Source organism: Pseudofrankia coriaricola (genome assembly GCF_032027725.1).
GTDB lineage: Bacteria > Actinomycetota > Actinomycetes > Frankiales > Frankiaceae > Pseudofrankia.
In genome coordinates this window covers 1-25,578 of the sequence record NZ_JASNFO010000094.1, presented here as the reverse complement: position 1 = coordinate 25,578, position 25,578 = coordinate 1, and the positions used below count along the sequence as shown (strand labels likewise).

The window sequence follows — 25,578 nt, the reverse complement described above, 5'->3', positions numbered from 1 at the left end:
CATGGCCGGGACCGGGACGAACGAGACCCGGGCGGGAGAGCCGCCCACGACCGCCCCGCCGATGGCAGCCCCGCCGGCGGTGGCCGAGCGGACAGCAGCCGAGCAGACGGTGGCCGAGCAGGCGGCGGGTGGCCGGCGGGTGCCGGGCAGGACCGGAGCGCGGGCGCTGGTCGCCCGGCTGGTGACCGCGTCACGGCACCTGTCCGGCCGGCACCTCCTCATCGCCGTGGGGGCGGGAATCGTCGCGTTGCTCATCGTCGCCGCGGTGGGATTCGGCGGCGGCCCGGCGACGCCTCCGGCCGGTCCGGTCGCCGTGGCGACCACGAAGGTCGAACGGGGCACCCTCACCCAGACACAGCAGGTCGGCGGCCTCATCTCCTACGGAGAGCCGGTCGGCCTCGTCGCCCAGCAGCAGTCCGGCGTCGTCACCTGGATCGCCGCGCCGGGGGCGACGGTCAAGATCGGCCAGCCCGTCTACGCGGTCGACGGCAGGCCGGTCATTCTCCTGCACGGCACCGCGACGCCGTTTCGGACACTCGCCGCCGGCACGGTCGGGCCCGACGTGAAGGAACTCGAAGCCAGCCTCGACGACCTCGGCTACACCGGCCTCACCGTTGACGACACCTTTGACGCCGCCACCGGGTCGGCCGTGCGGGCGTGGCAGGCGAAGAGCGGCCTACCCGTCACGGGGACCGTCCCGCCCGACGAGATCTTCGTCCACGAAGGTGACATCCGGGTCGCGCTGCAGGCCATCCCGGTCGGGAGCCATCTGGGCCTGCAACCCAACCAGCAGGTCATCACGTACAGCGGCACCAGGCAGGTCGCGTCGATCCCACTGGACGTGTCCCTGCAGCATCTCGTCCACACCGGCGACCCGGCGACCGTAACCCTTCCCACCGGTCAACGTCTCGCCGGCACGGTCAGCAGCGTCGGCACCGTCGCCCAGACCATCGAGGAGCAGAAGAAGACCTTCGTCACCGTGATCGTCTCCTTCGACGATCCCTCCGCGCTCGCCGGCGGGTTCGACTCGTCGCCGGTCACGCTGACGATCGTCACGGGTCAGCGGATGAACGTGCTGACGGTTCCGATCACCGCGCTGATGGCGAACCCGGACGGCGGATACGCGGTCCAGACGGTCCGGGACGGGCGGTCGACGTTCGTACCCGTCACCACCGGCATGTTCGCGAACGGCAAGGTCGAGATCAGCGGTGCGGACATCGCCGAGGGCGCCACCGTGCGAGTCGCCCAGTGAGCGCCGCCGCGACCGCCATCGTCGTCCTCGACCGGGCATCCAGGTGCTTTGGCACGGTCAGCGCCCTGGTGGACGTCAGCCTGCGGATCGACCGCGGCGAGCTCGTCGGCATCGTCGGGCCGTCCGGGTCGGGCAAGTCGACGATGCTCAACCTGCTCGGCACCCTCGACGGGCCGACCACGGGAACGGTGACCGTCGAGGGCCATCCGGTCCACGCGCTGAGCGACAACCAACGGTCGGCGCTGCGCGCATACCGCATCGGGTTCATCTTCCAGCAGTTCCATCTGGCCCCCGGCGTAGCGGCGTTGGAGAACGTGGCCGACGGGCTGCTGTACGCCGGCGTTCGCCGCCAGGAACGGCTCGAACGCGCCCGCGCCGCCCTTGCCCGAGTCGGCCTCGATCACCGAGTCCACCACCGGCCGCACGAGCTGTCCGGCGGCGAACGCCAGCGCGTCGCGATCGCTCGCGCCGTCGTCGGCGAGCCCTCGCTGCTGCTGGCCGACGAACCCACCGGCAACCTCGACTCCTCGGCCGGGGCCGAGGTGATGGCCCTGCTACGGCAACTCCGCTCCACCGGTACCACCGTCGTGATCATTACGCATGACCGTGACATCGCCGCCGCCCTGCCGAGACGCATCGAGATGCGAGACGGCCGCAAGGTCGGCGACAGCGCCGACGTTCGGACGTCTCAGGGAGCTCCCGCATGACCGCCGCCCGACCCGCGACCGACCCGTCACCGACAGCCAGCGCCTTGCCGACGACGGGCGCCTTGCCGTCAGAGGGCGCCTCGCCGCGGACCGGCTCCGCACCGAGGCGCGCGACCGGATCCGCGACCGACGCCGGCCTCGCGCCCGGCCCGACCCATCTCACGACACGTGACCTCGTCCGGGTCGCCGCCGCCGGCCTGCGCTCGCGACCGACCCGCGTGGCGCTGTCCGCCCTCGGCATCGCGATCGGCATCGCGGCCATGATCTCGGTCATGGGCGTCTCCTCCTCCAGCCGGGAGGACTTCCACCGCCAGATCGCCGCGCTCGGCACCAATCTGCTCACCGTCGGCCCCGGCCAGAATCTCTTCGGCGAGCAGGCACACCTGCCGGCCGAGGCCGTCACGATGATCGACGCCATCGGCGACGTCAAGTCGGTCAGCGCCATCGGACTGGTCCCGGACGCGAGGGTCTACCGCAACGACCACATCCCGGCCGCGGAATCCGGCAGCATCGCCGTGCTGGCGACCAGACTCGACCTCCCCGGCACCGTCGGCGCCGACATCCGCACCGGTACCTACCTCAACGAGGCAACCCAGAACTATCCCGCCGTGGTGCTCGGATCGGCGGCGGCCGCCCATCTGGGCGTCGACTCGACCGGACCGGCGCAGCAGGTCTACCTCGGTGGGCAGTGGTTCACCGTCGTCGGCATCCTCGCCCCCGTCGGCCTCGCGCCCGAGCTCGACCGCGCCGCCCTCGTCGGCTGGCCCGCCGCCGCCGACCTGCTCGGCTTCGACACCTTCCCGACGACCGTCTACACCCGCGCGAACCCCGACCACGTCGAGGACACCCAGATGCTGCTCGCACGCACCGCCAACCCGTCGGCCCCCAACGAGGTCGACGTCTCACGCCCCTCCGACGCACTCGCCGCGCAGCACGCCGCCGACTCCACCCTGGGCGCGCTCCTGCTCGGCCTCGGGTCGGTCGCGCTCCTCGTCGGCGGCATCGGCGTCGCGAACACGATGGTCATCTCCGTTCTCGAACGGCGCGGCGAGGTGGGGCTTCGCCGCGCGCTCGGGGCCACCCGCGGCGACATCCGCAACCAGTTCCTGACCGAGGCGCTGCTGCTGTCCACACTCGGGGGGATCGCGGGACTCGTCCTCGGCGTCGGCGTCACCACCGGCTACGCCACGCTGCAGGGCTGGCCCACCGTCGTCCCGCCCTGGACGATGCTTCTGGCCCTTGGAGCTACCCTCGCCATCGGCGCCGTCGCCGGGCTGTACCCCGCGACCCGCGCCTCTCACCTCCAGCCCACCGAAGCCCTCACCGCGCCCTGACCGGCGCTGGCGATCATCTTGGGCGGGTGAGCGGGGGGCGGTTCAGGGGCCGGCGTGCGCCGCCGCGGCGTTGGCCGGCTCGCCGGCGACGTCGGCCAGGCGGTGGCCGCGGACGAAGACCGCGCGGATGCGGTGCAGCGCGTCGGGATCGGTGAGCGGGTCGCCGTCGACGGCGAGGATGTCGGCGTCGTAGCCGGGGGCGAGCCGGCCCTTGCGGTGGGCGAGGCCGCAGACGGCCGCGGCCTCGGACGTCGCGGCGCGCAGCGCCTCGGCCGGCGTCGGGCCGATCCGGGTGAACTGGCCCACGGCCCAGCGCAGCACGTCGGGCGGCTTGACGCGGCCGATGCCGGCGTCCGTCCCCAGCACGACCGGCGCCCCGGACTCGAACAGGCGGCGGCCATTCGCGACGAGCGCCGGCAGGCGGGCGGCGATCTGGGCGGGTACGGCGGCGCCGGGAACCGGGGCGGTGCCGAGCGTGAGGCCGAGGACGATCCGGCGGTCGGCGATCGTCGCCACCAGCCGCTCCGGGGCCGGGTCGACGCCGTCGCGGGTCATGAAGGAGACGTGTTCGAGCCCGTCGACGCCGGCGGCGACCGCGGCCGCGATCGCCGCCGTGCCATGGGCATGGGCGGTGACTGGCAGGCTGTGCCGGTGGGCCTCCTCGACGGCGGCGCGCAGCTCGTCGGGCCCGAACTGGGGCAGGTCCGGGCGCGTGCCCGGCGTGAGGTTCCCGCCGCTCGCCATGATCTTGACGAGGTCGACCCCGCGCTCGGCGCGCGCCCGCACGGCCGCCCTGACGGCCTCGACGCCCCGCACCGCGCCACCGAGGTAGTGGCAGTGCCCGTCCGGCGTGGTGAGGGGCGGCCCCGCCGCGACGATCGTCGGGAGTGTGGCGCCGGATCCAGACTCGGGTCCGGCGCCGGATCCGGCCCCTGGCGCCGGGCCGGCCGGGCCAGCCCGGCCGGCCGTGGCGGCCGTCCGCAGCGTGAGGCTGAGGTAACCGCGGTCGCCGAGGTCGCGCACGGTGGTCACGCCGCCGCGCGCGGCGTGCCGGGCGGCGGCCGCCATCGCGGCCATCGCGGCGTCGTCGTCGCGGCGGGCCAGGTTGCCGACGGGGTCGTCACTCGCGTCGAACGCGAGATGGACGTGGGGGTCGACCAGGCCGGGCAGCAGCGTCGCGTTACCGAGGTCGATGACCGTCACGCCGTCGGCCCGGGCGGCCTCCTCGTCTTCGAGCCCACCCGGTAGGGCCGCACCGATCGGTGCGTTCGTGTCGACGGCGACGATGGTGGAGCCGTCGAGGACGACGGTCGGGTTCGCGACCAGCGTCAGGCTGACGCCGTCGAACAGCCGGGCGGCCCGCAGGACGACCCGTCGAGGGCGCGCTCGCGCCGCCGTGACGGCAGGGGTGGCTGAGGTCATGCGCCGCAGCATGCGGTCGAGCCCTGACCGGCCGCGTCGCGGAAAGTACTCATCCCGGGTACTCAGATCCGGCGAGCTGCCCCGCCGCCCTTCCGTACGACCTCCGTCGTGACCGCCGCCGTCGCCGCGGACGTCGGCGCCGACGTCCGCGGGCGGATGTGGTCGTCGGGGACGCGCGCATGTGGGCGTCGGCGTGTTCAGGCCACTGGAGGGCGCGGGTGGCCCTGTCCCGCCACCCAGGCGGCGATCTGGGAACGGCTGGTGAACCCGAGCTTGCCGAGGATGTGCTGGACGTGGTTCTCCGCGGTCCGTTCGCTGATGTGCGTGGCGGCCGCGATCTGCCGGCTGGTCAGCCCCTGCGAGACGAGGACCGCGATCTCGCGTTCCCGCGGGGTCAGCGGGCTCCCGGCGGCGAGTCCCTTCCCGCGCCCGGACCCGCCCTGGGCAAGGGATTCCACCAGCTCCTGGCACCAGCGCCGCAGCGGTCGCATGCCCAGCCTGGCGGCGAGGGCCTCGGCGGACCGGGCCAGCGCTGCGCCCTCGTCCCGGTCACCCGGGCGGCGCCGCCGGCCCAGCACACGCGCGAGCTGGTAGCGGGCCGTGGCGACCTGCGGTGGCACGCCCGCACGCTCGTGGATCTCCACCGCGGCGCGGAGGTGGCGCACGGCGTCGTCCAGCCGGCCGAGGCACGCCGCGGCCAGGCCGAGGGGCAGCCGCGCTGAGCCGAGGACGGCGACGATGCCCGCGCCGCCGCAGACGAACCGGTCGGCGAACGGGGACAGCAGGCGGTACATCTCGCCCGCCGTCTCCCGGTCGTCGAACTCGGCGGCGAGCTCGGCCGTGCCGGCCAGCGCCGGCAGCAGCATGAAGCCGGGCAGTGACGTGGGAGGCGCCATCGTCCGATAGATCTGGCGGGCCTGCTCGCGCTCGCCCTGCATGAGCAACAGCAACGCGCGGATCGGTCTGAGCCCCGGCATCGCCGCCGGGCTCCAGCCGAGCAGCTCGTCCAGTTGACGGTCGGCCTGGCCGGTCTGGGCGCGCACGACCAGCAGGAAGCCGAGGGTCGGCAGGACCGCGCTGTCGTGGCCGGCCCGCCGGGCGAGCCCGAACGACTGCTCGCCGAGGGCCTGGGCGTCGTCGAAGCGGCCGCGGGCCAGCGCGATCGCCGCCTGGCAGCGCAGCAGGTGCCAGCGGGCGAGCGACGAGCCCGTCCGTTCGGCCGCCGCCGCGACGAGGTCGACCTCCGCCTCGGCCCGGTCGATCTCTCCGAGCTGCGCGAACGCGTCGAAGCGCCACAGCCGTCCCCACAGCACCGCCTCGTCGTCGCGGTCGGCCACCCCGATGGCGAGCATCCGATCACCGAGGGCGAGCCGCTGCTCCGTGCCGCCCGGGCCGCTGAGCGCGATCTGGCGGGCCCGCAACGCGTCGAGGACGGCGCGCCGGTCGCCGACGCGCTCGGCCATCGCCAGCGCGGCGACCGACATCCGCTCGGTCGCCGCGAAGGAGCCGCCGGCGTCGTTCACGGCGAACTGGGCGAGCAGCCGCGCCCGCAGTGGGCTGTCCTGTTCGGGGATGGCGGTGAGTGCCTCCTGGTAGAGCGCCCGTCCCGTCGCCTCCCACCAGATGAAGTCGCCGACGCCTTCCAGGGTGAGCACGGCCTCGGCGATGGTTCGCGCGTCCCCCGCGCGACGCGCGATCTCGGCGGCCGCCAGCAACGACCGCCGAGCACCCGCCATGTCGGCCGACCGCATCTGGGCGCGCGCGCTGGCCAGCAGGAGATGGCACCGATCCCGCTCGCCCAGGGCGGCGTCGGCGGCGACCGCCAGGGCACGGCCGTAGAAGGAAGCAGTCTCCTCCCAGGCCAGCTGCCTCTCGGCCCGCTCGGCGGCCCGCCGCGCCCAGGAGACGGCCTGCGCGGGATCCCCTGCGGGCAGCGACTCGAGCCAGTGGACGGCGACCTCGCTGACCCGCTCGGCCGCGTCGACACGGCCCGCGAGGTACTCGGCCATCCGCCCGTGCAGGGCGAGCCGGTCGGCCGTGGGCATCTCGAGGCGGGCGGCCTCGCGGATGAGGTCATGGCCGAACCGCCACGTGCCTGGACCGACGGCGCCATCGCCGAGACGTGCCCGTTGCTCCGGCCCGAGCGTCGTGCCGGTCACGATCCCGGCGGCTTCCGCCTCGTCCAGCGCGGCCAGCACCCGTTCGAGCGCCCATCCGGTCGCCACGGCGAGTGAGGCCGGCTCGACCTCGGTACCGAGGACCGCGGCCGCCGCGACCACCCGCTGGCACGAGGCCGGCAGCCGGGCGAGCCGCCCCCGGATGGCGTCGCGCACACCGTCGGGCAGCGGGCCGTCCCACGAGCCGTCGCGCGCCCCCCCACCCGCGCCCGCGCCGACGGCCGCACGGGCCTCTCCGGGCGGCTCGGCCGCCAGCACTCGGCCGATCTCGGTCACGAAGAAGGGGTTGCCCTGAGTCCGCCGGCTGACCGCGGCGGCCACCGATGCGGGCGCTTCCCAGCCGGCGACGCCGGACAGCAGCCGGCCGACCTCGGACTCGGTCAGGCCGACCAGCCGCAGCCGGGTGACCGACGGCTCGCGGGCGAGGGCCGCCAGCGTCCGCCGCAGCGGCGTCCCCCCACCCACCTCGGTGTCCCGGTAGGTCGCCAACACCATCAGCCGGGACAGGGCGACGTCCTGAGCCAGGTACGTCAACAGCCGCAGCGACGCCGGATCGGCCCACTGCAGGTCGTCGAACACCACCAACATCCCGCTCGGATCGGCGGCGGCGGCGAGGAACTCGGCCACCGCCTCGAAGGCGCGCAGACGCTGTTCGTCGCCTGTGCCCGCGTCGCCTGTGCCGGTACCGCCGGCATCCGCGCTGCCGGCGGTCGGCGCGGCGGCCGCGGTGGCGTGCGGCTGGGTCGGGCCGCCCGGGCTCGGTGCCTCGAGGTGGTCGAGTTCCGGGACGATGAGAGCCAGGTCCGCGCGCGCGACGCCGAGGGAGGTCCGTGCTGGCGACGGGGCCGCGGGCTGTGCGAGCGGCTGCGCGCGCCACCACGGATCTGAGCGGGAAAGCGCGCGGATCAGCTGGCGGAACGGCCAGTACGGCGGGCTGCCGTCCTCCTCGGGCGACCGGGCCCAGCAGGTGCGCAGGCCCAGCGCACTGGCCTGGTCGCGGATCTCCTCGGCCAGCCGGCTCTTGCCCGCGCCGGGCTCGCCAGCGAGCAGGACCACCTGCCCAGCGCCGCCGGCCGCGGCCCGCAGCCGGTCCGCGAGCGACGCGAGCTCACGCTCGCGGCCGACGAACCCGGCGCGCGATGCGAACGGCCTGGTCGTCGTCATCGCGGCTCCTGACCGGCGTCATCCGGGGCCGCGGACCCATCCACACGGACATTGTGAGGCAGCCGCCAGGGGACGGCCGCGAGCGAGGCGGATGGAGGTGGTCACTCCAGCCCGGCCGCCTTGCGCAGCAGCACCGATCTCTCCCGGGCGTTGCGGCACAGCCGGGCGGCGAGCTCCAGCTCGGCGCGTGCCTCGGCGGGCCGGCCGAGCCGGATGAGCAGCTCGCCGCGCACGCTGGGGAGCAGGTACGACCCCGACAGGCGGTCGGAGGCGACCAGCTCGTCTACGAGGGACAGCGCCTCCAGCGGTCCCTGCGCCATCGCGACGGCGACGGCCCGGTTGAGCTCGACGACCGGTGACGGGGCCACCCGGCCGAGCGCCTCGTAGAGGAGCACGACACGCTCCCAGTCGGTCGCCGGGACCGACGGGGCCGACGCGTGGCAGGCGGCGATCGACGCCTGCAGCCCGTACGGCCCGAGCCCGCGCCCCAGCATCGAGGCCCGGCCCAGAGCGGCCTGGCCGCGGCGGATCGCGGACCGGTCCCACAGCCGCCGGTCCTGGTCCTCCAGGAGCACCGCCTCGCCGTCGGGCCCGGTGCGCGCGGGAAAGCGTGCGGCGGTGAGCTCGAACAGCGCGAGCAGCCCGTGCACCTCCGGCTGGTCGGGCAGCAGAGCGGTCAGCATCCGGGCCAGCCTGATCGCCTCGTACGCGACGTCGGGGCGCAGAAGGCGGTCGCCGGCCGTCGCGGTCGAGCCCTCGGTGAAAATCACATAGAGCACGCTGAGGACGCCGCCGAGCCGCTCGCGCCGGTCCTCGGCCGGTGGCAGCTCAAACGGCACACCCGCGGCCGCGATCGTCTTCTTCGCCCGGGTGATCCGGGCCTGCACGGTCGGCACAGGCACCAGGAACGCGCGGGCGATCTCCTCGCTCCCGAGCCCCCCGACCACGCGCAGCGTCAGGGCCACCCTGGCCTCCGGCGAGAGCACCGGATGGCAGGCCACGAACATCAGCGCGAGGATGTCGTCGTCGACCCGGTCGGGATCCCACAGCAGGTCGTCCGCCCCGCTCCGCGAGGCCGCGCCCGAGCTCGCCTCGCCCTCGCCGAGCTGGCCGGCGAGCGCCGCGTACCGCTCGTCCAGCGCCGACCGGCGGCGGAAGCTGTCGATGGCGCGCCGTCGCGCGGTCGTGAGCAGCCAGCCCACCGGATTCGCCGGCGCACCGTCTCGCGACCAGGTGACGAGAGCCTCGGCCACCGCCTCCTGCGCGACGTCCTCGGCGAGCGCGAAGTCTCCGGTGTGCCGGGCCAGCGCGCCGACGATCCGCGCCGACTCGATCCGCCAGACGGCCTCGACGGCCCGCCGCGCCGACTCGGCACTCGGCGGGCCGTCCGAAGCCTCGACCATCAGAGCTGGCCGGTCCGCTCGCGCCACGCCCGCTCCATGACGACCCACTCGTTGTCCTGTGGGAACTCGTCGATGCCCGGCACACGGCGGATCTCGCACTTCGAGCCGGCCATCGCGGGGATCCGCTTCGCCCACTCGACCGCTTCCTCCTTCGAGGCGACGTCGATGATGTAGTAGCCGCCGAACAGCTCCTTCGTCTCGCCGTAGGGACCGTCGGTGACCACCGGTGTCTCGCCGCCGAAGTCGACCACGACGCCCTGGCTCGGGTCGTCCAGGCCCTCGGCCGCGACGAGCACGCCCGCGCGGATCAGCTCCTCGTTGAAGCGGCCCATCAGCTCGAGCATCTGCTCGAACGGCGTGTCCATCATCTTCGCGACGGACTCGTCCGTGCCTCGCATGATCAACATGTACTTCGCCATCTTCGATCTCCCTGATCCGGGGGCCGCCCTTCGACCCTCACACTCACAGGTCGAACGGGACAGCCCCGGATCGACACCAGCCGTCCGACGTCATTTCGGCGGCAGGTCACGTCGAGCTGTCTCCAGATTTTCCGCCTGGAAGGCGGGAGTTCGCCCGAACGTCGGATCTCACAGCTGGCGGTGCTCGTCCGTCAACTGGTCCAGAAGTCCACGAGCCGCGTCGACGCACCGGCCGAGGCGGTCGCGTGGCCCGATGCCCGCCTCGGCCTGGGAGCGCAGCGGGACCTCCAGACCGATGACGAGGCCGGGCGGCAGCGCCGTGAGCATGTCGAGCAGCGGCAGCTCGCCTGTGCCTGGCACCATCCGCTGGTCACCAGGGCTTGGGGCCCCGGGCGTGAATCGCCCGTGGGCCATTGCGCTGGGAGCCGGCGCTAGTCGCTGTCGGGCTGTGGGGCGCCTTCGACCACTTCGATGGTGTTGCCGTCGGGATCGTGGACGACGGCGATGCGCACGCCAGGACCGATGTCCATGGGGCCGTGCAGGACCTGGCCCTTGCGGGCCGCGACGCGTTCGAGGGTTCCGTCGAGATCGGTGACATACATCGTCAGGTAGCGCAGACCCGTCGCGCCGAGGAAAGAGCCGATCGGTTCGGCGGGGCTGGGTGGCACGGACGGCACCATCACTTTTATCGCCACACCCGGCGCCTGGACCCGGTGCACGATGCCGGCGCCTGACCCGATGGGCGGCAGCCGTTCCAGCTCGAACACGTCCGCGAAGAAGTCGACCAACGCCTCGTCCATACTGACCAGCCCGATCTCGACCCGCTGTAAGGCCACGGCACGCTCCGTTTTCTCGACGTCGTCACTCGTTCGCCCTGAGATCCGCCCCGTCAGGCGACCGCTCCCGCCGATCCGCCGACGGTGCGCCGGCGCTCACGGGCTCCCGTGGGCTCCCGCCGGGCCGAGTACACCCCGGCGCCTCCCACGTTATGACTCGCGAGCTTGATCAGCAGTTCTGTATCCGGATCCGAACTGGCGGCGGCTCGGAGTTCGGATCCGGATACAGTCCTGGCGATCTTCCTAGCGGCCGCGTTCCCGGTACATGCGCCGCTGCTCCTTGCTGATCGATCTCCACTGGCGCTCCTGCTCGGCGCGCAGCCGGGCGTCGCCACGAGCCGCCGTGTAGGCGTTCTCCCGCAGCAGCCGGCGGTAGCTCGCCAGCCGCCGGGCCGGCAGCGTCCCGGCGTCGACCGCGGCGAGCACCGCGCAGCCGGATTCCGTCCGGTGCTCGCAGTCGCCGAACCGGCAGCCGGCGGCGAGCTCCTCGACGTCCGCGAAGGCCTGGCTCAGCCCGTCGTCGGCGGCCCACAGCCCGACCCCGCGCAGCCCGGGGGTGTCGATCAGCACCCCGCCGCCGGGCAGCGGCAGCAACTCGCGGCGGACCGTGGTGTGGCGGCCCTTGCCGTCGGTCGACCGCACCGCGCGGACCTGCTGGGTCTCGGTGCCCAGCAGCGCGTTGGTCAGCGTCGACTTGCCGGTCCCGGACGTGCCGATCAGCACCGAGGTACCGGCGAGAAGGACGGCCAGGGCGTCCAGCCCGGACCCGTCGGCCGCGCTGGTGGTGACGACGTCGACGCCGGGTGCCGCCGCCTCGGCCTCGGCCTCGGCGGTCCGGACGGTCTCGGACCCGGCGCCGCCGGCCTGATCGGCCTTGGTCAGCACCACCAGCGGGCGGGCGCCGCTCTCCCAGGCCAGGGTGACGAGCCGTTCGAGGCGGCCGAGGTTGATCGGGGCGGTCAGCGCCACGGCCACGGCGACGATGTCGACGTTCGCGGCCAGCGGCTGCGGGTCGGACCGCCGGGACGAGGACGCGCGGACCAGCGCGGTCCGCCGGGGGAGCAGCGCGGCGACGGCCAACCTCTCGCGCGTGGCCGGACCGGCGACGGGGCCGGGACGCAGCGCCGCCCAGTCACCGGTGCAGGGCACGGTGTCGGCCGGCCCGGTCGGCGCCGTCGCCGGCCACGAGCGGCCGCCCGCGGTGACCACCTCGCAGCCTCCCCGGTCGACGCGGGTGATCCGGCCCGGGACGAGGCCGGCGACGCGGTAGGGAGCGAACGCGTCGTCCCAGCCGGCATCCCAGCCATAGGCGGAGAGGTCCTCGCCGACGCCGACGCCAGGGTCGGAGCTGGAGGCGGGCAGGGCAGGGGGAACGGGTGGGTGAACGGACGTGGGGGAGTGAACGGCTCCGAGGTCGAGGTCGGAGCCGGACGGGCGGCGATCTGGGTGGGCATGGTCCGGGTGCGGACGGCCGGGTGGAGACGTGTGATCGCCAGTGGGAAACGCGAGCAACGGAGGAAACCCCTCGGGATTGCTCCGGCGACCGGCGGCGGACAGGCGGTAGCCAGGTCCGGCCGCGGCGTGGTGGTCAGCCGGTGGCGGTGGATGGTCGGAAGGATCGGGGGCGCGCGAACGCGACAGTCACCGCGGCGGCCATGCCCCACCTCTTCGCCATCCGGGCCGGAATGATCGCCAGCTGCGACCTGCCCGACCACTACATCGTCCGGGCGGCAAGTTACCACTCACCACCGAACACCGCCGCTGAATTTCCGGCGCCAGATCTCCGACCCGTCCGCGTGCGGCGGAGTCGGGCACGCTCCTCAACTCTCGGCAGAGTGACCACTCACTCTGTTACGTTGCTGCGGTCTTGGTCCGCCCCCGGTACCTGCCGGTCTGGCGTTCGGCCACATCGAGGAGTCGCCGCGATGACCACCAGCGCAGAGATCCTGTTCGACCCGTCGAGCCCGGAGTTACGCCGGGACCCGTACCCGGTCTACCGAAGGATGCGGGAGCAGGCGCCCGCGTGGCGCTCGCCCGACGGGGTCTGGTACCTCTCGCGCTACGCCGACTGCTTCACGATGTTCCGCAGCGCGGCGCTGAGCTACGACGTCACGGCGTCGCCGAGCGTCCAGCGGAGCCTCTCGCCCGACCCGGACAAGCGCGCCGAGCAGCTCAAGGCGATCCGGCGCACCAGGTCGCTGCTCGACACCGACCCGCCGGAGCACACCCGCCTGCGTGGGCTGATCAGTTATGCCTTCACCGCTCCGAGCGTCGAGCGTAGCCGCCAGGCGATCAACGACCTCGTCGAGCAGCTGATGGACGAATTCGACGGCCCGACCGTGGACGTCGTGTCCCAGTACGCCTCCCTGCTGCCGATCCTCGTCATCTGCGACATGCTCGGCGCCCCGCCGGAGGACCGGGAGCAGTTCATTGACATCGGCAACGAGATCGCCCGTTCCGTCGACCCGGGCGTTCCCGCCGACGAGCGCCTCGCGGCCGTCCACCGGATGCGCGGGTACATTGCGGGCCTCCTGGAACGGCGCCGCCGGGACCCTGGAGACGACCTGATCACCAGGCTCATCGAGGCCGGCGAGGACGGCCGGCTCGCCAGCGAGGACGAGCTGCTGACGAACACCGGCGTGCTCCTCATCGCCGGCTTCGAGACGACCACCAACCTGATCACCAACGCGGTCTACCAGCTCCTGCGCCATCCGGACCAGCTCGCCCTGCTGCGCGCGGACCCGTCGATCATCCGCACGACGATCGAGGAGGTGCTGCGGTTCGACCCGCCGGTGCACATGATGCGGGCGCGTCCGATCATCAGCGAGATGCGGCTCGGCGACGTGGTGCTGCGATCGGGGGAGGGTGTCGTACCACTGATCGCGGCCGCCAACCGCGACCCGGCGGAGTTCGAGGACGCCGAGACGTTCGACGTGCGGCGCAGGGTGAACCGCAATCTCAGCTTCGGGCTGGGGCACCATTTCTGCGTCGGTGCGGCGCTGGCGCGGATGGAGGCCCAGACGGCCGTCCTGCGGCTCTTCGAGCGCTTCCCGAACCTGGCGCTGACCGACGAGGAGCCCGAGTTCCGCCCCAACCTCACCCTGCGCGGCTTCTCTCGGCTGACCGTGTCCCTCTAACTCCGTCCGCCTGACACCGTGTTTCCCTGGCGAGGTCCCGCCGGCGGCCCCCGGCCTACTGCCACCAGCCGCCGGCATCGCCCCAGATCGGGTAGAGCGACGGGCCGCCGTCGGGCAGGGCGATCTCCGGGCCGATCCGGCGTAGCCCCAGCCGCAGCCACAGGGCGAGGCTGCGCTGGTTGGAGGCCTCCGCGTAGACCCCGGCTCCGGCCGCGTTCGCGACCGCGGCAAGAGTCCTGCTGACGGCGGCGGCGTGGCCGCGTGCCTGATGCCCGGGACGGACCCCGGCGAACAGCACGTGGAGTGCGGTGGCAGGTCGGCCGGGTGGGCGGCGTCCAGCGCCTGCATGATGACCGCCGCCCGCTCGCCGCCCTCGCCGTACGCATTGAACAGCGCGTCCGCTAGTCGGCCCGGGCGCGCATGGCGGCCCGGTGCGCATCCGGGTGGGCGCACAGCACCACGCCGCAGTCGTGCGGCACGTTGAGCCACTTGTGCGCGTCGGTGGCCCACGAGTCCGCCCGCGCCAGCCCGGCGAGCGCGGGCAGCTCGGCGCGCAGGCGCGGGCTGGCCGCGGCCCACATGCCGAAGGCCCACTCTGGTTGTTTGGGTGCCGTTTCGGCTCGACATCGCGACCCGTCCTGTGAGCAGGACTACATCCACCTGGGCGGCACCTCGGCGGCCGCGTCGGCCAACACCGGGCCGCCGGCGGTCGCGCCTGGCGGCGATGTTCGACCCTGACGTCCCGCGTGGCTCTGCCCGCGGGGTGGCGTTCAGCACGTGAGCCGCTAGGCTGCGCCGGGACTCAGCAGTGATCCGGGTCCAGTTGGAGCCCTTCGGCCGGGGCCGGATGAGGCCCGTCGAGCTGGGCCGTGGCGGGCGCCGCGGGCGGCCGGAGCCGGGCAGACGGTGCCACCGCCACGCGGGCGGCCACCCGCCCTTCCCGCCTGGACATAGCGGATACTTTTGACAAAACGGTCATCCAGTCGCGGTGAGCGCATACCGCTGCCGATTTGGATAGTTCGCCCACGTTTCCTGCGTTAACCTGCCCGCCACGCCATCGTGCGACTAGGCGTCGTCAGTTCGCTACGCCCACTGTCGGCTGTGGTGCGGCGGGTGGGAACGGTGGTTCCCGGCCCTGACCGCTTGGAAGTGGGGGATCTCGGTGCCGGGCGACGAGCAGGAGCTGTTCGGGCTGGACGAGACGGGCCTGGCAGTTTTCCGGGCCGCGGCCGGCCACCACCGGGCCACCATCGAGATGCTCGCGGACCGGGCAGGGCTGCCCGTGGAGAAGGTGACGGCCGAGGTCGACCGGCTCGTGGGGCGGGGCCTGCTGCGCAAGATCGACGAGGGCTGGGAGGCGCAGGACCCCTCCATCGCGCTGTACGTCGAGCACGCGATGCGGGAGCGCGCTCTGGAGCTGCGGGAGGCGGCGCTGTCCGCGCAGCGGACCGCCCTGTACCGCAGCCGGCTGCTGTCGGACTACGTCGCCGGCCGGCACCGCCCCGACAACGTCGACGGGGTGGCCGCGCTCCTGGACCCGCACCAGGTGTGGGTGCAGATAGCCGAGCTGGTCGAGAACGCGGCCAGCCAGATCGGCTTCCTGCTGTCCGGGCCGACCCCGCCGCGCCCGGCCGCGGTGGACATGTTGCAGGGGCTGGCGCGGGCGGCTGGGCGGGGGGTGCGCGTCGCCTCGGTGTGGACGCCCGACCAGGTGGCGGCGGCCAGGGCGCTGGGCGGCGGCCGGCTGCCGGCGGTCGGCTGGGTGCGCCAGAGCCCCCTCGTGCCCATGCGGGTGATGATCGTCGACGGGCGGGAGGCGGTCCTGCCGGTCGACCCGGACGACCTCGGCCAGGGCGCGCTGCTGGTGCGTGCCCCCGGCCCCCTGTCCGTGATCAGTGACCTGGTCGAGCGGGTGCACCGGGACGCGCAGCCGCTGAACGGCCCGCGGCCAGCCGCCGACGGCTCCGAGCAGGCACGCCGCGGCGCGGTGCTGGCACTGCTGGCCCAAGGCCACACCGACCAGGCCGTCGCCGACCGCCTGGGGATCACCCCGCGTACCGTCCGCCGGGACGTCGCCGACCTCTATGTCCAGCACGGCGTCACGAGCCGCTTCCAGTTGGGCGCCATCACCGCCCGCCTCGGCCTCCTGCCGCCGCCCCGCCGCTAGGCACCCCGCCGCTGGTGCCGCCCCCGCAAACGTCTGCTCCCCGGAGAGCGCCCGGTTCTCGTACGCCGCCGCTCTCCTGACCGCCGTCTCGCCCAACCGCTGTCTATACCGGTGCCGGTGCCGGTGTCGGCGCTGGTTCCGGTGTCGTGGGCGCCTCGCTGCCCGCCGTGGCCATGGCCGGTGCGCCGACGTCGACGAAGCGTTCCTCGGCGACCCAGTCGGTGAACCGGGCCAGGCCGAACGCGTCGACAGTCGGTCCGATCTGGGTCGCCATCGCCCGCAGCGCCACCACCTTGCGGTCGAGCTCGGGCCCGTCGAGCGCGACGCGCAGGGACAGGACGTCCGCGGGCACGCCGGCAGGGTGGGCGTCGGTCATGAACACCTGGAACTCGTCGTGCAGGTCCGCGAAGCGTTCGAGCGCCTCCGCCGTCCACGCCGCCTCCAGCAGGCGGAAGCCACGGCCCCGCTCCTCCCAGGCGTGGCGCACCCAGCGGTGCACGGCGACATGGTCGGGGTGGAAGGTCGTCCCGTCCGGCCCGAAGGTCACAACGGTGTCGGGCCGCACCTCGTCGACCACCTGACCGACCAGCCGGGCGCCGACGGGGCCCCAGGCATCCAGACCGCCGTCGGGCATCCCGATGATCCGGTGCTCCCGGACTCCGAGCACGGCCATCGCGGCGCCCGCCTCGAGCCGGCGCACCGCGCCGAGCCGCTCCGGCGGCCACGCCGCGGGGTCGTCGGTGCCGCGCTCGCCGGCGGTCAGCGCCACACACGCCACCCGCTGGCCATTCGCCGCGGCCGCGGCCATCAGCCCGCCCGCCAGATAGGTCTCGTCATCGGGATGCGCCCACACCGACAGCACGGTCCCAAGGTCAGCAATACGCAGTCGATCCATGCCATCCACCATCGCCCGCGCCCCTTCCCCCGGCCTTCTCGGCGCGGGTCGCGTACCGGACAGCGACCGATCGGACCGCCGGGCCAGGTCAGGCGGCCTCAGGGGCCGGATCCGGAGCCCCGTCCGCATACCCAGCCGGCGGTGCGGGTCGCGCAAGCGACCTTCCCGCCCAGCGGCGCCCTAGCGGTGGTAGGCGTGGCGGCTGGCCAGGACGGCGATGGCGGTGGTCAGGCGGTGGGAGGTGGCCGGATAGAGCATGCGGACGTCCAGGAGCACGTCGCAGCGCATGGCTGGGTTCCGCCAGATGCACAGGGTGCGGTTTCTCGGGATCCACCGGGCGGGTCGGTCGAGGTCGGGCGTCCGCAGCGCCCACTCCGGCGTCGGCCAGACCGCGACGACCTCGCGCTGGCCCAGGCGGATGACCCGGGCGCCGCGTGCCTGCGACCACGGGATGTCGTAGTGACGCCCGCCCGCCCGCGCCTGGATGCCGCCGGGCGTGATCGAGAGCCAGGGCGGGCTGGATGCCAGGTGGAGCCGCCACACCGCGCGTCGCAGGCCCGCGATGGCGAGGAACAGGGCGCCGGCGCCGACGAGCACGCTGAACAGTCTTGTTCCGGCTCCGACGGTCGGGTCGTTGCCGCCCAGGGTCGTGAGGCAGATCAGGACCGCGAGCAGCGCGAGCAGGGCCGCGAGGAGCGTCAGGACTCCGGCGACGACGTTGGGCCACCGTCTGCCTGTGAAGACGCAGGATTCGTCGGAGCCGTTCTCCGCCAGCGCGACCCTCGTGGGCGCGAGCGGCGGGTAGCCCGGCGCCGGTACCGGCAGGCGCTGGACACCCGGCACCACCACTCCCGGCGCCGCCCGAGTCGGCAGTCCAGGTGGTCGCGCCGCCCGCTCGACGGGTGCCGGCGGCCGTGGCGGCGCCGCGCGGACCACGGCCTGGTGCGCCGCGGCGCCTGGCGGTGGCAGCTCTCGTCGTGTCGGCTTCAGCGGCGCCAGGCCGGGCGAATCCGGAGACCGCGGCGCCAGCGCAGGTTGCTGCAATGCCGGTGCCGGTTGCGGTGCCTGTCGTTGGGGGGATGCTGGTGCTGGCGGCGGCGCCGGTGTCCCGCCGGGCCGGGCGGCAGGTGCCAGCGGGAGGGCGCGTGGCGGCGCGACGGCGAGCGCGGGCGGGCTGGGGGTGGCCGGCAGCCAGGCCGCGATCTCGGCCTCCCGCTCGCGGACCAGCCGAGCCACCTCCGGCGGCCAGGCCGGCGACGGGCCGAGATCGGCGGCGAACAGCTTGAGCAGCGTGGCCGGGGCCGGGCGGTCCGACGGGTCCTTGGCCAGGCAGGGCCGCAGGCGGTCCCGCAGCGCCGCGGGCACCCCGCGCAGGTCGGGCAGGTCGTGCACTATCCGGAACAACAGCGCCGCCGGGTCGCCGGACCCGAACGGGTCGCGGCCGGTGGACGCGAAGATCAGGACCAGCGCGAACGCGAACACGTCGCAGGCAGGGCCGACCTCGCCGCCCATCGCCTGTTCGGGCGACATGTAGGCGGCGGTGCCGAACACCTCGCCGGCGCGGGTCAGTGCCGTCTGGTCGGCGGCCCGGGCGATCCCGAAGTCGATGAGCCGCGGGCCGTCGGCGGCGAGCAGGACATTGTTGGGCTTCAGGTCCCGGTGGGCGATGCCGTCACGGTGGACGGCCATGAGCGCCTCAAGCATGCGGGCGCCCAGCATGAAGCAGGCTTCCAGCTGCAGCGGGCCGAGCACCTCGACGGCGTCGCGCAGCGAAGGGCCCGGCACGTACTGGGTGGCGAGCCAGGGCCGAGGGCCGTCCGGGTCCGCGTCCGCCACCGGCGCGGTGAAAGCGCCTGCGATCCGGCGAGCCGCCGCGACCTCCCGGCGGAACCGCTCCCGGAAGACGGGGTCGCCGGCGACGGTGGGGCTGACCACCTTGACCGCGGCGAGCCGTCCGGCCGGTGAGCTCGCGAGGTAGACCCGGCCCATCCCGCCCTCGCCGATCAGCGCGCGGACCAGGTATGGGCCGATCGTCGTGGGATCTCGCGGCCCCGGGGCGCCCAGGCGCCCAGCGGAAGACGTCACGGGCCACCATTCCGACCAGCACCGGGTCCGACCAGCTCAGGGCAAGCCACCCGAGCGCGGACGACTCATCCCGGGCCGCAGATTACCCCACCCGGGCCGCCCGCTCACGGCGCACCGGCCCGGGTCCGCCGAACGGCCGCTAACGCCCCGCGAGGTCGAGAAAGAAGTCGAGGCCGGTCCACGTCGGCTGGGTGACGACGCCGTCAGCCCGCAGCGACGGGTTCTTCGCGCGGCAGAACTCCTGGAAATCGCGCACGGCCTTCTCGGTCGCCGCGTCGAAGACACCGTTCGGGTCGAGCAGCCGGTTCGCGCCCTCGCGTTGGGACGCGATGTTCAGCGCGTTCTGCACGGTGACGACCGGATGCGCGAGGTCGGGGAACACCCCGGTAGGGCCTCGGTCGCGCGCGCCCAGCCGCAGGTCAGGGAAATGGCCGAAGCGGTTGCCCGCCTGCGCCACCTGTGGCCGTAGCCCGGCGGGCACGCCGCTGAACAGGTGCTGCCAGCTGACGCAGCCGGCGATGAGCTGGCCGCCGGCGGTCCAGGTCTTCGCGAGAACCTGGTCGTCGCCGATGTTGCCCTCGACCGTCTGGATCTGGCCGCCGGACCGTCCGACCACGATGCCGGTATGCGTCTCGGCGGTGAGGGCCTTCTCCACGCCGGTCCAGTCGAAGACGATCTGGTCCCCGGGCTTGCTGCTGGTCGACGGAATGGCCAGGCCGTGCGCCTGCGCCCACGACCAGATCGAAGGCACCCAGGCCGAGCGGATTCCCGGCTGAACCCCGACGTCCTCGTACATGCAGTAGGCGAACATCGCGCACCATGGGCTTCCCGGCGCCTGGAAGCGGTCATTCCAGAGTGTGTGGTTCTCCTGCGCCGGCTTGAAGCCGACCTGGTCCTTGCAGTGCTTCACGAACTCGTCCACAGTCGCCATGCCCGCCGTCCCCCGGTTCTGTGCGTGGCTGCCGGCCAGTCGCTCAGCGCGATGGCGGCGGCATTACCATAATGGAGAGTGCACCCCGCCGATCGATGCGTCCGTTCGGCCCGGGCGCTGCTCCACGCCGAGGGCGTGGCTTCCGGCGGCATAGGCTGGGCTCTGGCGCCGCGTGCCGGTCACCGGCCCGGTGAGGCATGGAGGCGCCAGAACGCCCTCGGAGACATGTTCATGCCCGTCCACCTGAACCACACGATCGTGCATGCTCAGGACAACCGGGAGTCCGCCGAGTTCCTCGCCGGCATCCTCGGCCTCGAGGTCGGCCAGGAATGGGGCCCGTTCATCCCCGTCGCCACCGGAAACGGTGTCACGCTGGACTTCGCGACAGCCCCGGCGGACAAGATCGCCACCCAGCACTACGCGTTCCTGGTGTCGGAGCCGGAGTTCGACGCCGCCTTCGCGCGAATCCAGCGTGCCGGGGTCGTCTACTACGCCGACCCGCACGGACGGCTGCCAGGCCAGATCAACCACAACGACGGCGGCCGCGGCGTCTACTTCCTGGACCCCTCCGGCCACGGCATGGAGATTCTCACGCGCCCCTACGGCGGCGGCCCCGCGCTCGCCTCTTAGGACAGAACCGCGGCCGCCGTCGCAACCAGGCGACGGGCTACGCCTTGGGCCCGCTGGTTGTGGCGGCCGAAAGCGATCTTCGCTGCGCCGGCCGGGTGTGCGCGCCGTCGCTCGTGCGTAGCGGTCGGGGTCACATTTGCGACCGCATCAAGCGAGCGGTGGCAGAGAACCTCGAGATGCCGAAGAAGATCCAGGAGAGCTAGTCCCGCCCCAGCAAATGTTCACCCCGTCGCTGGCACCATCGGAATCAAGATCAGTCAGACGTTGTGTGTCATCGGCGGCGCGTAACGCCTGACTGATTCTGGAAAGATCGTTCCGAAATGAGGGGAACGTTGCCGGAGGCGGTCCTAGTCCCTGATCTACAGTGATCGCAAGCTGGGGCGCGCGCTCGGCGCGCCGCAGTGCCCTGACGCCGCCGTGACGCCCGGGCCGAGAGGCCCCTACCCAGCCCACGTTTGTCAGGTTATCCTGACATGCATGGCTAAGGGTAGGAGCGGTCCGTGGCAGGAGGGCCGCCGAGCGTGGGAGCGGCTGGACAACTGGCGGGACCGCGTGTTCGGCCGCCCAGAGAGCATCGACCATGGCGAGGCGGCGCTCGGCGCGCTGACCGACATCGGCACCCTGCGTCGGCTGCTCGACCAGACCGAGCTCGAGGCGGTTCGCGCGGCCCGCTTCCACCGCAAGTCGTGGGCGGAGATCGCCACCCGGCTCGGTGTCTCCCGCCAGTCGGCCTGGGAGCGCTGGCGTGACCTCGACGAGAACCTCCCGCCGCTCACCTCCGGGCCGGCCGCGGGCCCCGTCAGGCTCCAGGTGCCCATCGACGACGCCGCCGCCGAGCAGGTCAGGCGGGCGCGTGCTCTCGCCGAGGAAGTCATGAAGGACTCCAACGCGACCGACGCCCCACCCGAGGTGGGAGCCGAGCCGGCCTCGGCTGCCGGCGCCGGTGCGGCGGTCGCGGCCGGCGGTCGAGGGGACGAGGCGGGCGGCTCCGGCCGGCGGGCGCGGCGCCGGTCGGGCAAGACGGTCGTGGTGCCGAACGTGGTCGGCCGGACGTGGGAGGACGCCCGGTCGGTGCTGGCGGGCTGGGGCTTTCCCGCCGTCGCCGTCGGTCTGTCGACAGAGCCTGGTGCCGGGCTGGTCGAGGTCGAGCCGGACACCGGCTCGCTCGTCACCGGCCAGGCGCCGGAGGCCGGCGCCAAGGTCGCGTCCGGCACCCCGGTGCGGCTGTGGATCGGTGGCCGCGGCGACGGCTCCGCGGGTGTCCGCGAACCCCGGCGCCCGTTCCCGTCCTCCCCGCCGGCCCTCGAGATGCTCCCCGAGTCCGTCACCGAGGCGGTCGGCTGACCGTGCCCGGCGCCGCGGGACGCGGCCCGGCGCCCGGCCGCCTGGTGTCTGGTACCTGGCCGCCGTCCCGTCAGTGATCCTGGGGACAACGGCCGCCGGGCGTGCGAGGGAAGATCATTTTCGCACGCCCTTTGGCCCTCTAGTGATCCTGGGGACAACGGCCGCCGGGCGTGCGAGGGAAGATCATTTTCGCACGCCCTTTGGCCCTCTAGTGATCCTGGGGACAACGGCCGCCGGGCGTGCGAAGGAAGATCATTTTCGCACGCCCTTTGGCCCTCTAGTGATCCTGGGGACAACGGCCGCCGGGCGTGCGAAGGAAGATCATTTTCGCACGCCCTTTGGCCCTCTAGTGATCCTGGGGACAACGGCCGCCGGGCGTGCGAAGGAAGATCATTTTCGCACGCCCTTTGGCCCTCTAGCGCGGCGCCGTCCCACGCTGACGGCGAGGCGTGCTGGGGCGCCGGCTGGGCCGCCCTCGCGCCTGCCTGCCAGAGGGAATGTTGAAGGTGTCGACATTCGGCGGAACTTCGGGCATGATGAAGTGCATTGCCGGCTGTGCCGGCGCGGACCCCCCCGTACCGCGCCGGCATGGTCGGTTTTGTCGTTCCCCGCACGCCAGTCCGCGGGCTTGGTGCGCGTGGCCGGGGGATGACCTCGCCCGGTGGGGGTAATCGGCCTTCGTGAGGTCTCCGGCCGTGAGCGTGACGGCGGCGGGACCGGTGCCGGCCGTCGACCGGCACCGCCCTGGCGACGCCGGCGGCGGCGAGCGAGTTCCCCGCCCGGTCGGATGGGCGCCTGCTGGGTGCCCGCGCAGTTCGCCTATCGACTGCCCGTGATCATCTGGGTCGGGTGCGTCAGGTCGGCGGTGGAGATCGTCGGGTCCAGGCCCCGGCCGGTCGGCGTGGTGACTTTTCTCGCGGTCGGGAGGGGAACCGGGGGTAGCTCGGGGGCCATGTCGGGTGAGCGACAGGGCGCCCGGATCGGGCCCGGAGCCGGGCCGCGGGCGGGTCCGCTTCGGGCGCAGGTGCCCTGGTGAGGTGACCGGGCCGCCGGCGGGGAGCGCTGGTGGGCCGGTCGGCCCGGCGGGGACGGCCGATGGGCCGGGGACGATGTGTCCGATGCCGGTCAAGCTGGGCGTGTGACCTGGCGTTAAGGTAGGGCGTAGGGGGGCAAAGGTGCCGCCGCGAAACGCCGGCAGGCTCGCCGACGGCGTCGGCGGTCATGATCGCTCGCTGATCACGAATTCATCATCGCCGCGCCAGGGAGGCTTCCGATCGACCGCAACGAGCTCATCGACATCACGCGGCGAGCCCTGAAGATCGCAATGGACAAAACGACGGACATGATGCCCGGCGAGCGCATCCTTCCGGCCGCGATCTACACCAGCCAGGAGCTTTTCGAGCGCGAGCGCGAATTCGTGCGCAGCTCCCCGCAGCTGGTCGGCTACCGCTCCGAACTGCCCGGTCCGGGTACGTACACCACCAAGACGGTGATGGACGTCCCGGTGCTGCTCACCCGCGACGACGAAGGCACCGTCCGCGCGTTCCAGAACATCTGCGCGCACCGGCAGGCCAAGGTCGCCGAGGACTGCGGCGAGGCCGAGCGGTTCACCTGCCCGTACCACGCGTGGAGCTACAACAACAAGGGCGCGCTGGTCACCTGCCCCGGCCGGGACGGCTTCCCGGCGGTGATGGCGAACAAGCCCGGCCTCACCGAGCTGCCGGCCGCCGACCACGCCGGCTTCCTGTGGGTCGGCCTCGACCCGGACGGCGGCCCGCTGGACATCGAGGGCCACCTCGGCGAGCTCGGCCCGGAGCTTGCGTCCTGGGGAATCGGAGACTGGAACTCGGTCGGCGAGAAGGTCCTCGACGCGCCGGTGAACTGGAAGCTCGCGCTGGACACGTTCGGCGAGAACTACCACTTCCCGACGGTGCACAAGAACACGTTCGCGCTGCTGGTCCGCGGCAACTGCGCGCTGTTCGACACCTATGGTCCGCACCACCGGTTGATCTTCCCGATGCAGAACATCACCGAGCTCGCAGACAAACCGGAGAGCGAATGGGAGCCACTGCACTACTTCGTGGTTATCTATGCGATCTTCCCGAACATCGTCATGTCGGTGACGTTCATCAACGGTGAGATCTTCCGCGTCTACCCGGGCAGCGGGGCCGGCAACTCGGTGACCGTTCACCAGAACGCCACCACCCTCGACGTCTCCGACGAGGCGGGCCGCGCGGGCGCGGACGACATCTTCGAGTACGCCCACGCCAGCGTCCGCGACGAGGACTACCCGCTGGCCGCGAAGGCCCAGGCCAACATGGCGTCCGGCGGGCGTCCTCAGCTCGTCTTCGGCCGCAACGAGCCCGGCCTGCACCACCGCCACGCCAGCATGGAGACGGCCCTGGGTATCAGCCTCGACGCCTGAGCGCTCGCGGCATCCGGCTCCGCCCGACCCGCTCCAGGCCAGTCCCGGCTGACCTGGAGCGCGTTGGTGTGCGGACCAACGGGGTTCTGCGGACCACCGGCGCTAGTCGATCTGCGCGGTGGGCCCGTCGGACAGGCCGGTGTGTTCGGCCTGGCGACGGGTGGCCGCGAGCAGGCGGCGCAGGCCGGCGACGTGGCCGCCACTACCGATGACGAGCAGCCGGTAGGTGCGGCCGAGTATGCCAGGGAAGGCGGCCCTGGTCTCGGCGCGCAACCGGGTGCGGCCCCCGCCGGCGTCGTCGAGCCGGAAGGTGAGGGTGTAGTCGGAGAAGCGGTGGCGCCCGGCGAGCATCAGCCGGGAGCCCGGCTCGGCCGCGACAACCCGGAAGCCGACGATCGTCGACCCGGTGGCGAGCGGCCGCGGCCCGGACGGCGCGCACTCGGCGCAGCCGACCGCGCGGGCATAACGTTGCGCGCCCGCGCCGCCGAACGACCGGTCCAGCCGTTCGGCGAGCGCCAGCCAGACGTCCTCGGCGGCGGCGTCGACGACCGTCGCGTGCTCGTCGACGAACGGCAGCTCGGAGATCACTTCGGCGATTCTCCCAGCTCCGTGCTCGCCAGGAAACCGTTTGACCCGGAGGCTTTGCCTTCGGCGGAGTCTGCCCGCTATGGAAGCCCGCTGGGCGCGAAGACGGCGCCGGGGTTGAGGATGCCGAGCGGGTCGAGGGCCTGCTTGATGCGCAGCGACAGGTCGAGGACGTCCTGGCCGACCTGGGGGAGCAGCCACGACCGCTTGAGCCGGCCGACGCCGTGCTCGCCGGTGATGGTGCCGTCGAGGCTGATCGCCAGGTCCATCACCTCGCCGAACGCGAGCCAGGCCCGCTCGGCCGCGGCGGCGTCGGCGGGGTCGACGACGATCAGCGGGTGGGTGTTGCCGTCGCCGGCGTGCGCGACGACCGCGATCGTGACGTCGCGGGCTGCCGCGATCGCCTCGACGCCCGTCACCAGCTCCGGCAGCCGGGGCAGCGGGACACCCACGTCCTCCAGCAGCACCGGGCCGAGCCGCTCGATTGCCGTGATCGCGCAGCGGCGGGCGACGACGAACGCCTCGCCCTCGTCCGGGTCCTGAGTTCGGTCACCTGCTCGTTTTCGATCATGGTGTAGTGCGTTGACCTGGGGTGATGGGTGCCTGGTGGGTGGTTCTGAGGCACTAATTGGTGCCCTACGGTGTGGTTGTGGCCTGGATTCGGC

22 protein-coding genes are annotated in these 25,578 nt (G+C 73.2%); 8 read left to right on the top strand and 14 right to left on the bottom strand.

Translation table 11 applies throughout. The features are described 5' to 3' along the window. The first annotated feature begins 1 nt into the window (after position 1). Genes QOZ89_RS37955 through QOZ89_RS37945 form a run of 3 tightly spaced genes read left to right on the top strand, consistent with a single transcriptional unit; the run spans position 2 to position 3,293 of the window. Positions 2–1,252 carry a peptidoglycan-binding domain-containing protein gene (locus QOZ89_RS37955; protein WP_312628879.1) on the top strand — a complete coding sequence of 417 codons (1,251 nt, stop codon included), beginning with the start codon at positions 2–4 and terminating at the stop codon, positions 1,250–1,252. Continuing rightward, positions 1,249–1,959, top strand: a complete 711-nt coding sequence (locus QOZ89_RS37950; protein WP_083419010.1) for an ABC transporter ATP-binding protein — start codon at positions 1,249–1,251, stop codon at positions 1,957–1,959. The genes QOZ89_RS37955 and QOZ89_RS37950 overlap by 4 nt, the downstream gene beginning before the upstream one ends. Beyond that, entirely contained in the window at positions 1,956–3,293 is a 1,338-nt protein-coding gene (locus tag QOZ89_RS37945) for an ABC transporter permease (protein ID WP_312628828.1), read from the top strand. The genes QOZ89_RS37950 and QOZ89_RS37945 overlap by 4 nt, the downstream gene beginning before the upstream one ends. A 42-nt stretch (positions 3,294–3,335) precedes the next feature. Here the strand turns inward: QOZ89_RS37945 and QOZ89_RS37940 are convergent, their stop codons facing one another. The 7 genes from QOZ89_RS37940 to rsgA all read right to left on the bottom strand — a co-directional run bounded on the left by QOZ89_RS37940 (position 3,336) and on the right by rsgA (position 12,226). Then, positions 3,336–4,715 carry an amidohydrolase family protein gene (locus QOZ89_RS37940; protein WP_071050275.1) on the bottom strand — a complete coding sequence of 460 codons (1,380 nt, stop codon included), beginning with the start codon at positions 4,713–4,715 and terminating at the stop codon, positions 3,336–3,338. A gap of 197 nt (positions 4,716–4,912) precedes the next feature. Then, positions 4,913–8,056 carry an ATP-binding protein gene (locus QOZ89_RS37935; protein ID WP_312628826.1) on the bottom strand — a complete coding sequence of 1,048 codons (3,144 nt, stop codon included), beginning with the start codon at positions 8,054–8,056 and terminating at the stop codon, positions 4,913–4,915. Between the two features lie 101 nt (positions 8,057–8,157). Beyond that, positions 8,158–9,459, bottom strand: a complete 1,302-nt coding sequence (locus QOZ89_RS37930; protein ID WP_198543344.1) for an RNA polymerase sigma factor — start codon at positions 9,457–9,459, stop codon at positions 8,158–8,160. Beyond that, positions 9,459–9,878 carry a YciI family protein gene (locus QOZ89_RS37925; RefSeq protein ID WP_071050241.1) on the bottom strand — a complete coding sequence of 140 codons (420 nt, stop codon included), beginning with the start codon at positions 9,876–9,878 and terminating at the stop codon, positions 9,459–9,461. The genes QOZ89_RS37930 and QOZ89_RS37925 overlap by 1 nt, the downstream gene beginning before the upstream one ends. 168 nt (positions 9,879–10,046) lie before the next feature. Beyond that, complete coding sequence (locus QOZ89_RS37920) at positions 10,047–10,241, bottom strand: hypothetical protein (protein WP_071050242.1); 195 nt, start codon at positions 10,239–10,241, stop codon at positions 10,047–10,049. Positions 10,242–10,309: 68 nt separating this feature from the next. Next, entirely contained in the window at positions 10,310–10,714 is a 405-nt protein-coding gene (locus QOZ89_RS37915; protein ID WP_071050243.1) for a VOC family protein, read from the bottom strand. A 243-nt stretch (positions 10,715–10,957) separates the two neighbouring features. Further along, positions 10,958–12,226 carry a ribosome small subunit-dependent GTPase A gene (gene rsgA / locus QOZ89_RS37910; protein ID WP_312628823.1) on the bottom strand — a complete coding sequence of 423 codons (1,269 nt, stop codon included), beginning with the start codon at positions 12,224–12,226 and terminating at the stop codon, positions 10,958–10,960. Positions 12,227–12,639: 413 nt separating this feature from the next. Here rsgA and QOZ89_RS37905 point away from each other — a divergent pair, with 413 nt between their 5' ends. Beyond that, positions 12,640–13,851, top strand: coding sequence for a cytochrome P450 (locus QOZ89_RS37905; protein WP_071050244.1), 1,212 nt, complete (start codon positions 12,640–12,642; stop codon positions 13,849–13,851). A gap of 55 nt (positions 13,852–13,906) precedes the next feature. Here the strand turns inward: QOZ89_RS37905 and QOZ89_RS37900 are convergent, their stop codons facing one another. Next, positions 13,907–14,149: a hypothetical protein gene (locus QOZ89_RS37900; protein ID WP_071050245.1), complete on the bottom strand. Its 243-nt coding sequence runs from the start codon at positions 14,147–14,149 to the stop codon at positions 13,907–13,909. Positions 14,150–14,252: 103 nt separating this feature from the next. Then, entirely contained in the window at positions 14,253–14,432 is a 180-nt protein-coding gene (locus QOZ89_RS37895) for a hypothetical protein (RefSeq protein WP_071050246.1), read from the bottom strand. 581 nt (positions 14,433–15,013) lie between these two features. Between QOZ89_RS37895 and QOZ89_RS37890 the strand changes: the two genes are divergently transcribed. Next, positions 15,014–16,018, top strand: coding sequence for a helix-turn-helix domain-containing protein (locus QOZ89_RS37890; protein WP_071050247.1), 1,005 nt, complete (start codon positions 15,014–15,016; stop codon positions 16,016–16,018). 103 nt (positions 16,019–16,121) lie between these two features. Here the strand turns inward: QOZ89_RS37890 and QOZ89_RS37885 are convergent, their stop codons facing one another. The 3 genes from QOZ89_RS37885 to QOZ89_RS37875 form a co-directional block, all read right to left on the bottom strand. Next, positions 16,122–16,913 carry a PIG-L deacetylase family protein gene (locus tag QOZ89_RS37885; protein WP_241841907.1) on the bottom strand — a complete coding sequence of 264 codons (792 nt, stop codon included), beginning with the start codon at positions 16,911–16,913 and terminating at the stop codon, positions 16,122–16,124. Positions 16,914–17,093: 180 nt separating this feature from the next. Continuing rightward, positions 17,094–18,998, bottom strand: coding sequence for a serine/threonine-protein kinase (locus tag QOZ89_RS37880; protein ID WP_071050249.1), 1,905 nt, complete (start codon positions 18,996–18,998; stop codon positions 17,094–17,096). A gap of 139 nt (positions 18,999–19,137) precedes the next feature. Further along, positions 19,138–19,929, bottom strand: a complete 792-nt coding sequence (locus QOZ89_RS37875) for a CHAP domain-containing protein (protein ID WP_071050250.1) — start codon at positions 19,927–19,929, stop codon at positions 19,138–19,140. A 231-nt stretch (positions 19,930–20,160) separates the two neighbouring features. Here QOZ89_RS37875 and QOZ89_RS37870 point away from each other — a divergent pair, with 231 nt between their 5' ends. The 3 genes from QOZ89_RS37870 to QOZ89_RS37860 all read left to right on the top strand — a co-directional run bounded on the left by QOZ89_RS37870 (position 20,161) and on the right by QOZ89_RS37860 (position 24,328). Beyond that, a complete protein-coding gene (locus tag QOZ89_RS37870) occupies positions 20,161–20,559 on the top strand; it encodes a VOC family protein (protein ID WP_312628815.1) in 399 nt (132 codons plus the stop codon). A gap of 477 nt (positions 20,560–21,036) precedes the next feature. After that, positions 21,037–21,903, top strand: a complete 867-nt coding sequence (locus QOZ89_RS37865) for a PASTA domain-containing protein (RefSeq protein WP_131804080.1) — start codon at positions 21,037–21,039, stop codon at positions 21,901–21,903. A 1,324-nt stretch (positions 21,904–23,227) separates the two neighbouring features. Next, positions 23,228–24,328 carry an aromatic ring-hydroxylating oxygenase subunit alpha gene (locus QOZ89_RS37860; RefSeq protein ID WP_116271614.1) on the top strand — a complete coding sequence of 367 codons (1,101 nt, stop codon included), beginning with the start codon at positions 23,228–23,230 and terminating at the stop codon, positions 24,326–24,328. 102 nt (positions 24,329–24,430) lie between these two features. On the opposite strand, the gene QOZ89_RS37855 is transcribed toward QOZ89_RS37860, so the two are convergent. Further along, a complete protein-coding gene (locus tag QOZ89_RS37855) occupies positions 24,431–24,916 on the bottom strand; it encodes an SRPBCC family protein (protein WP_312628811.1) in 486 nt (161 codons plus the stop codon). A 77-nt stretch (positions 24,917–24,993) separates the two neighbouring features. Next, entirely contained in the window at positions 24,994–25,407 is a 414-nt protein-coding gene (locus QOZ89_RS37850; protein WP_491723690.1) for an FAD-linked oxidase C-terminal domain-containing protein, read from the bottom strand. Positions 25,408–25,578: the final 171 nt, after the last annotated feature.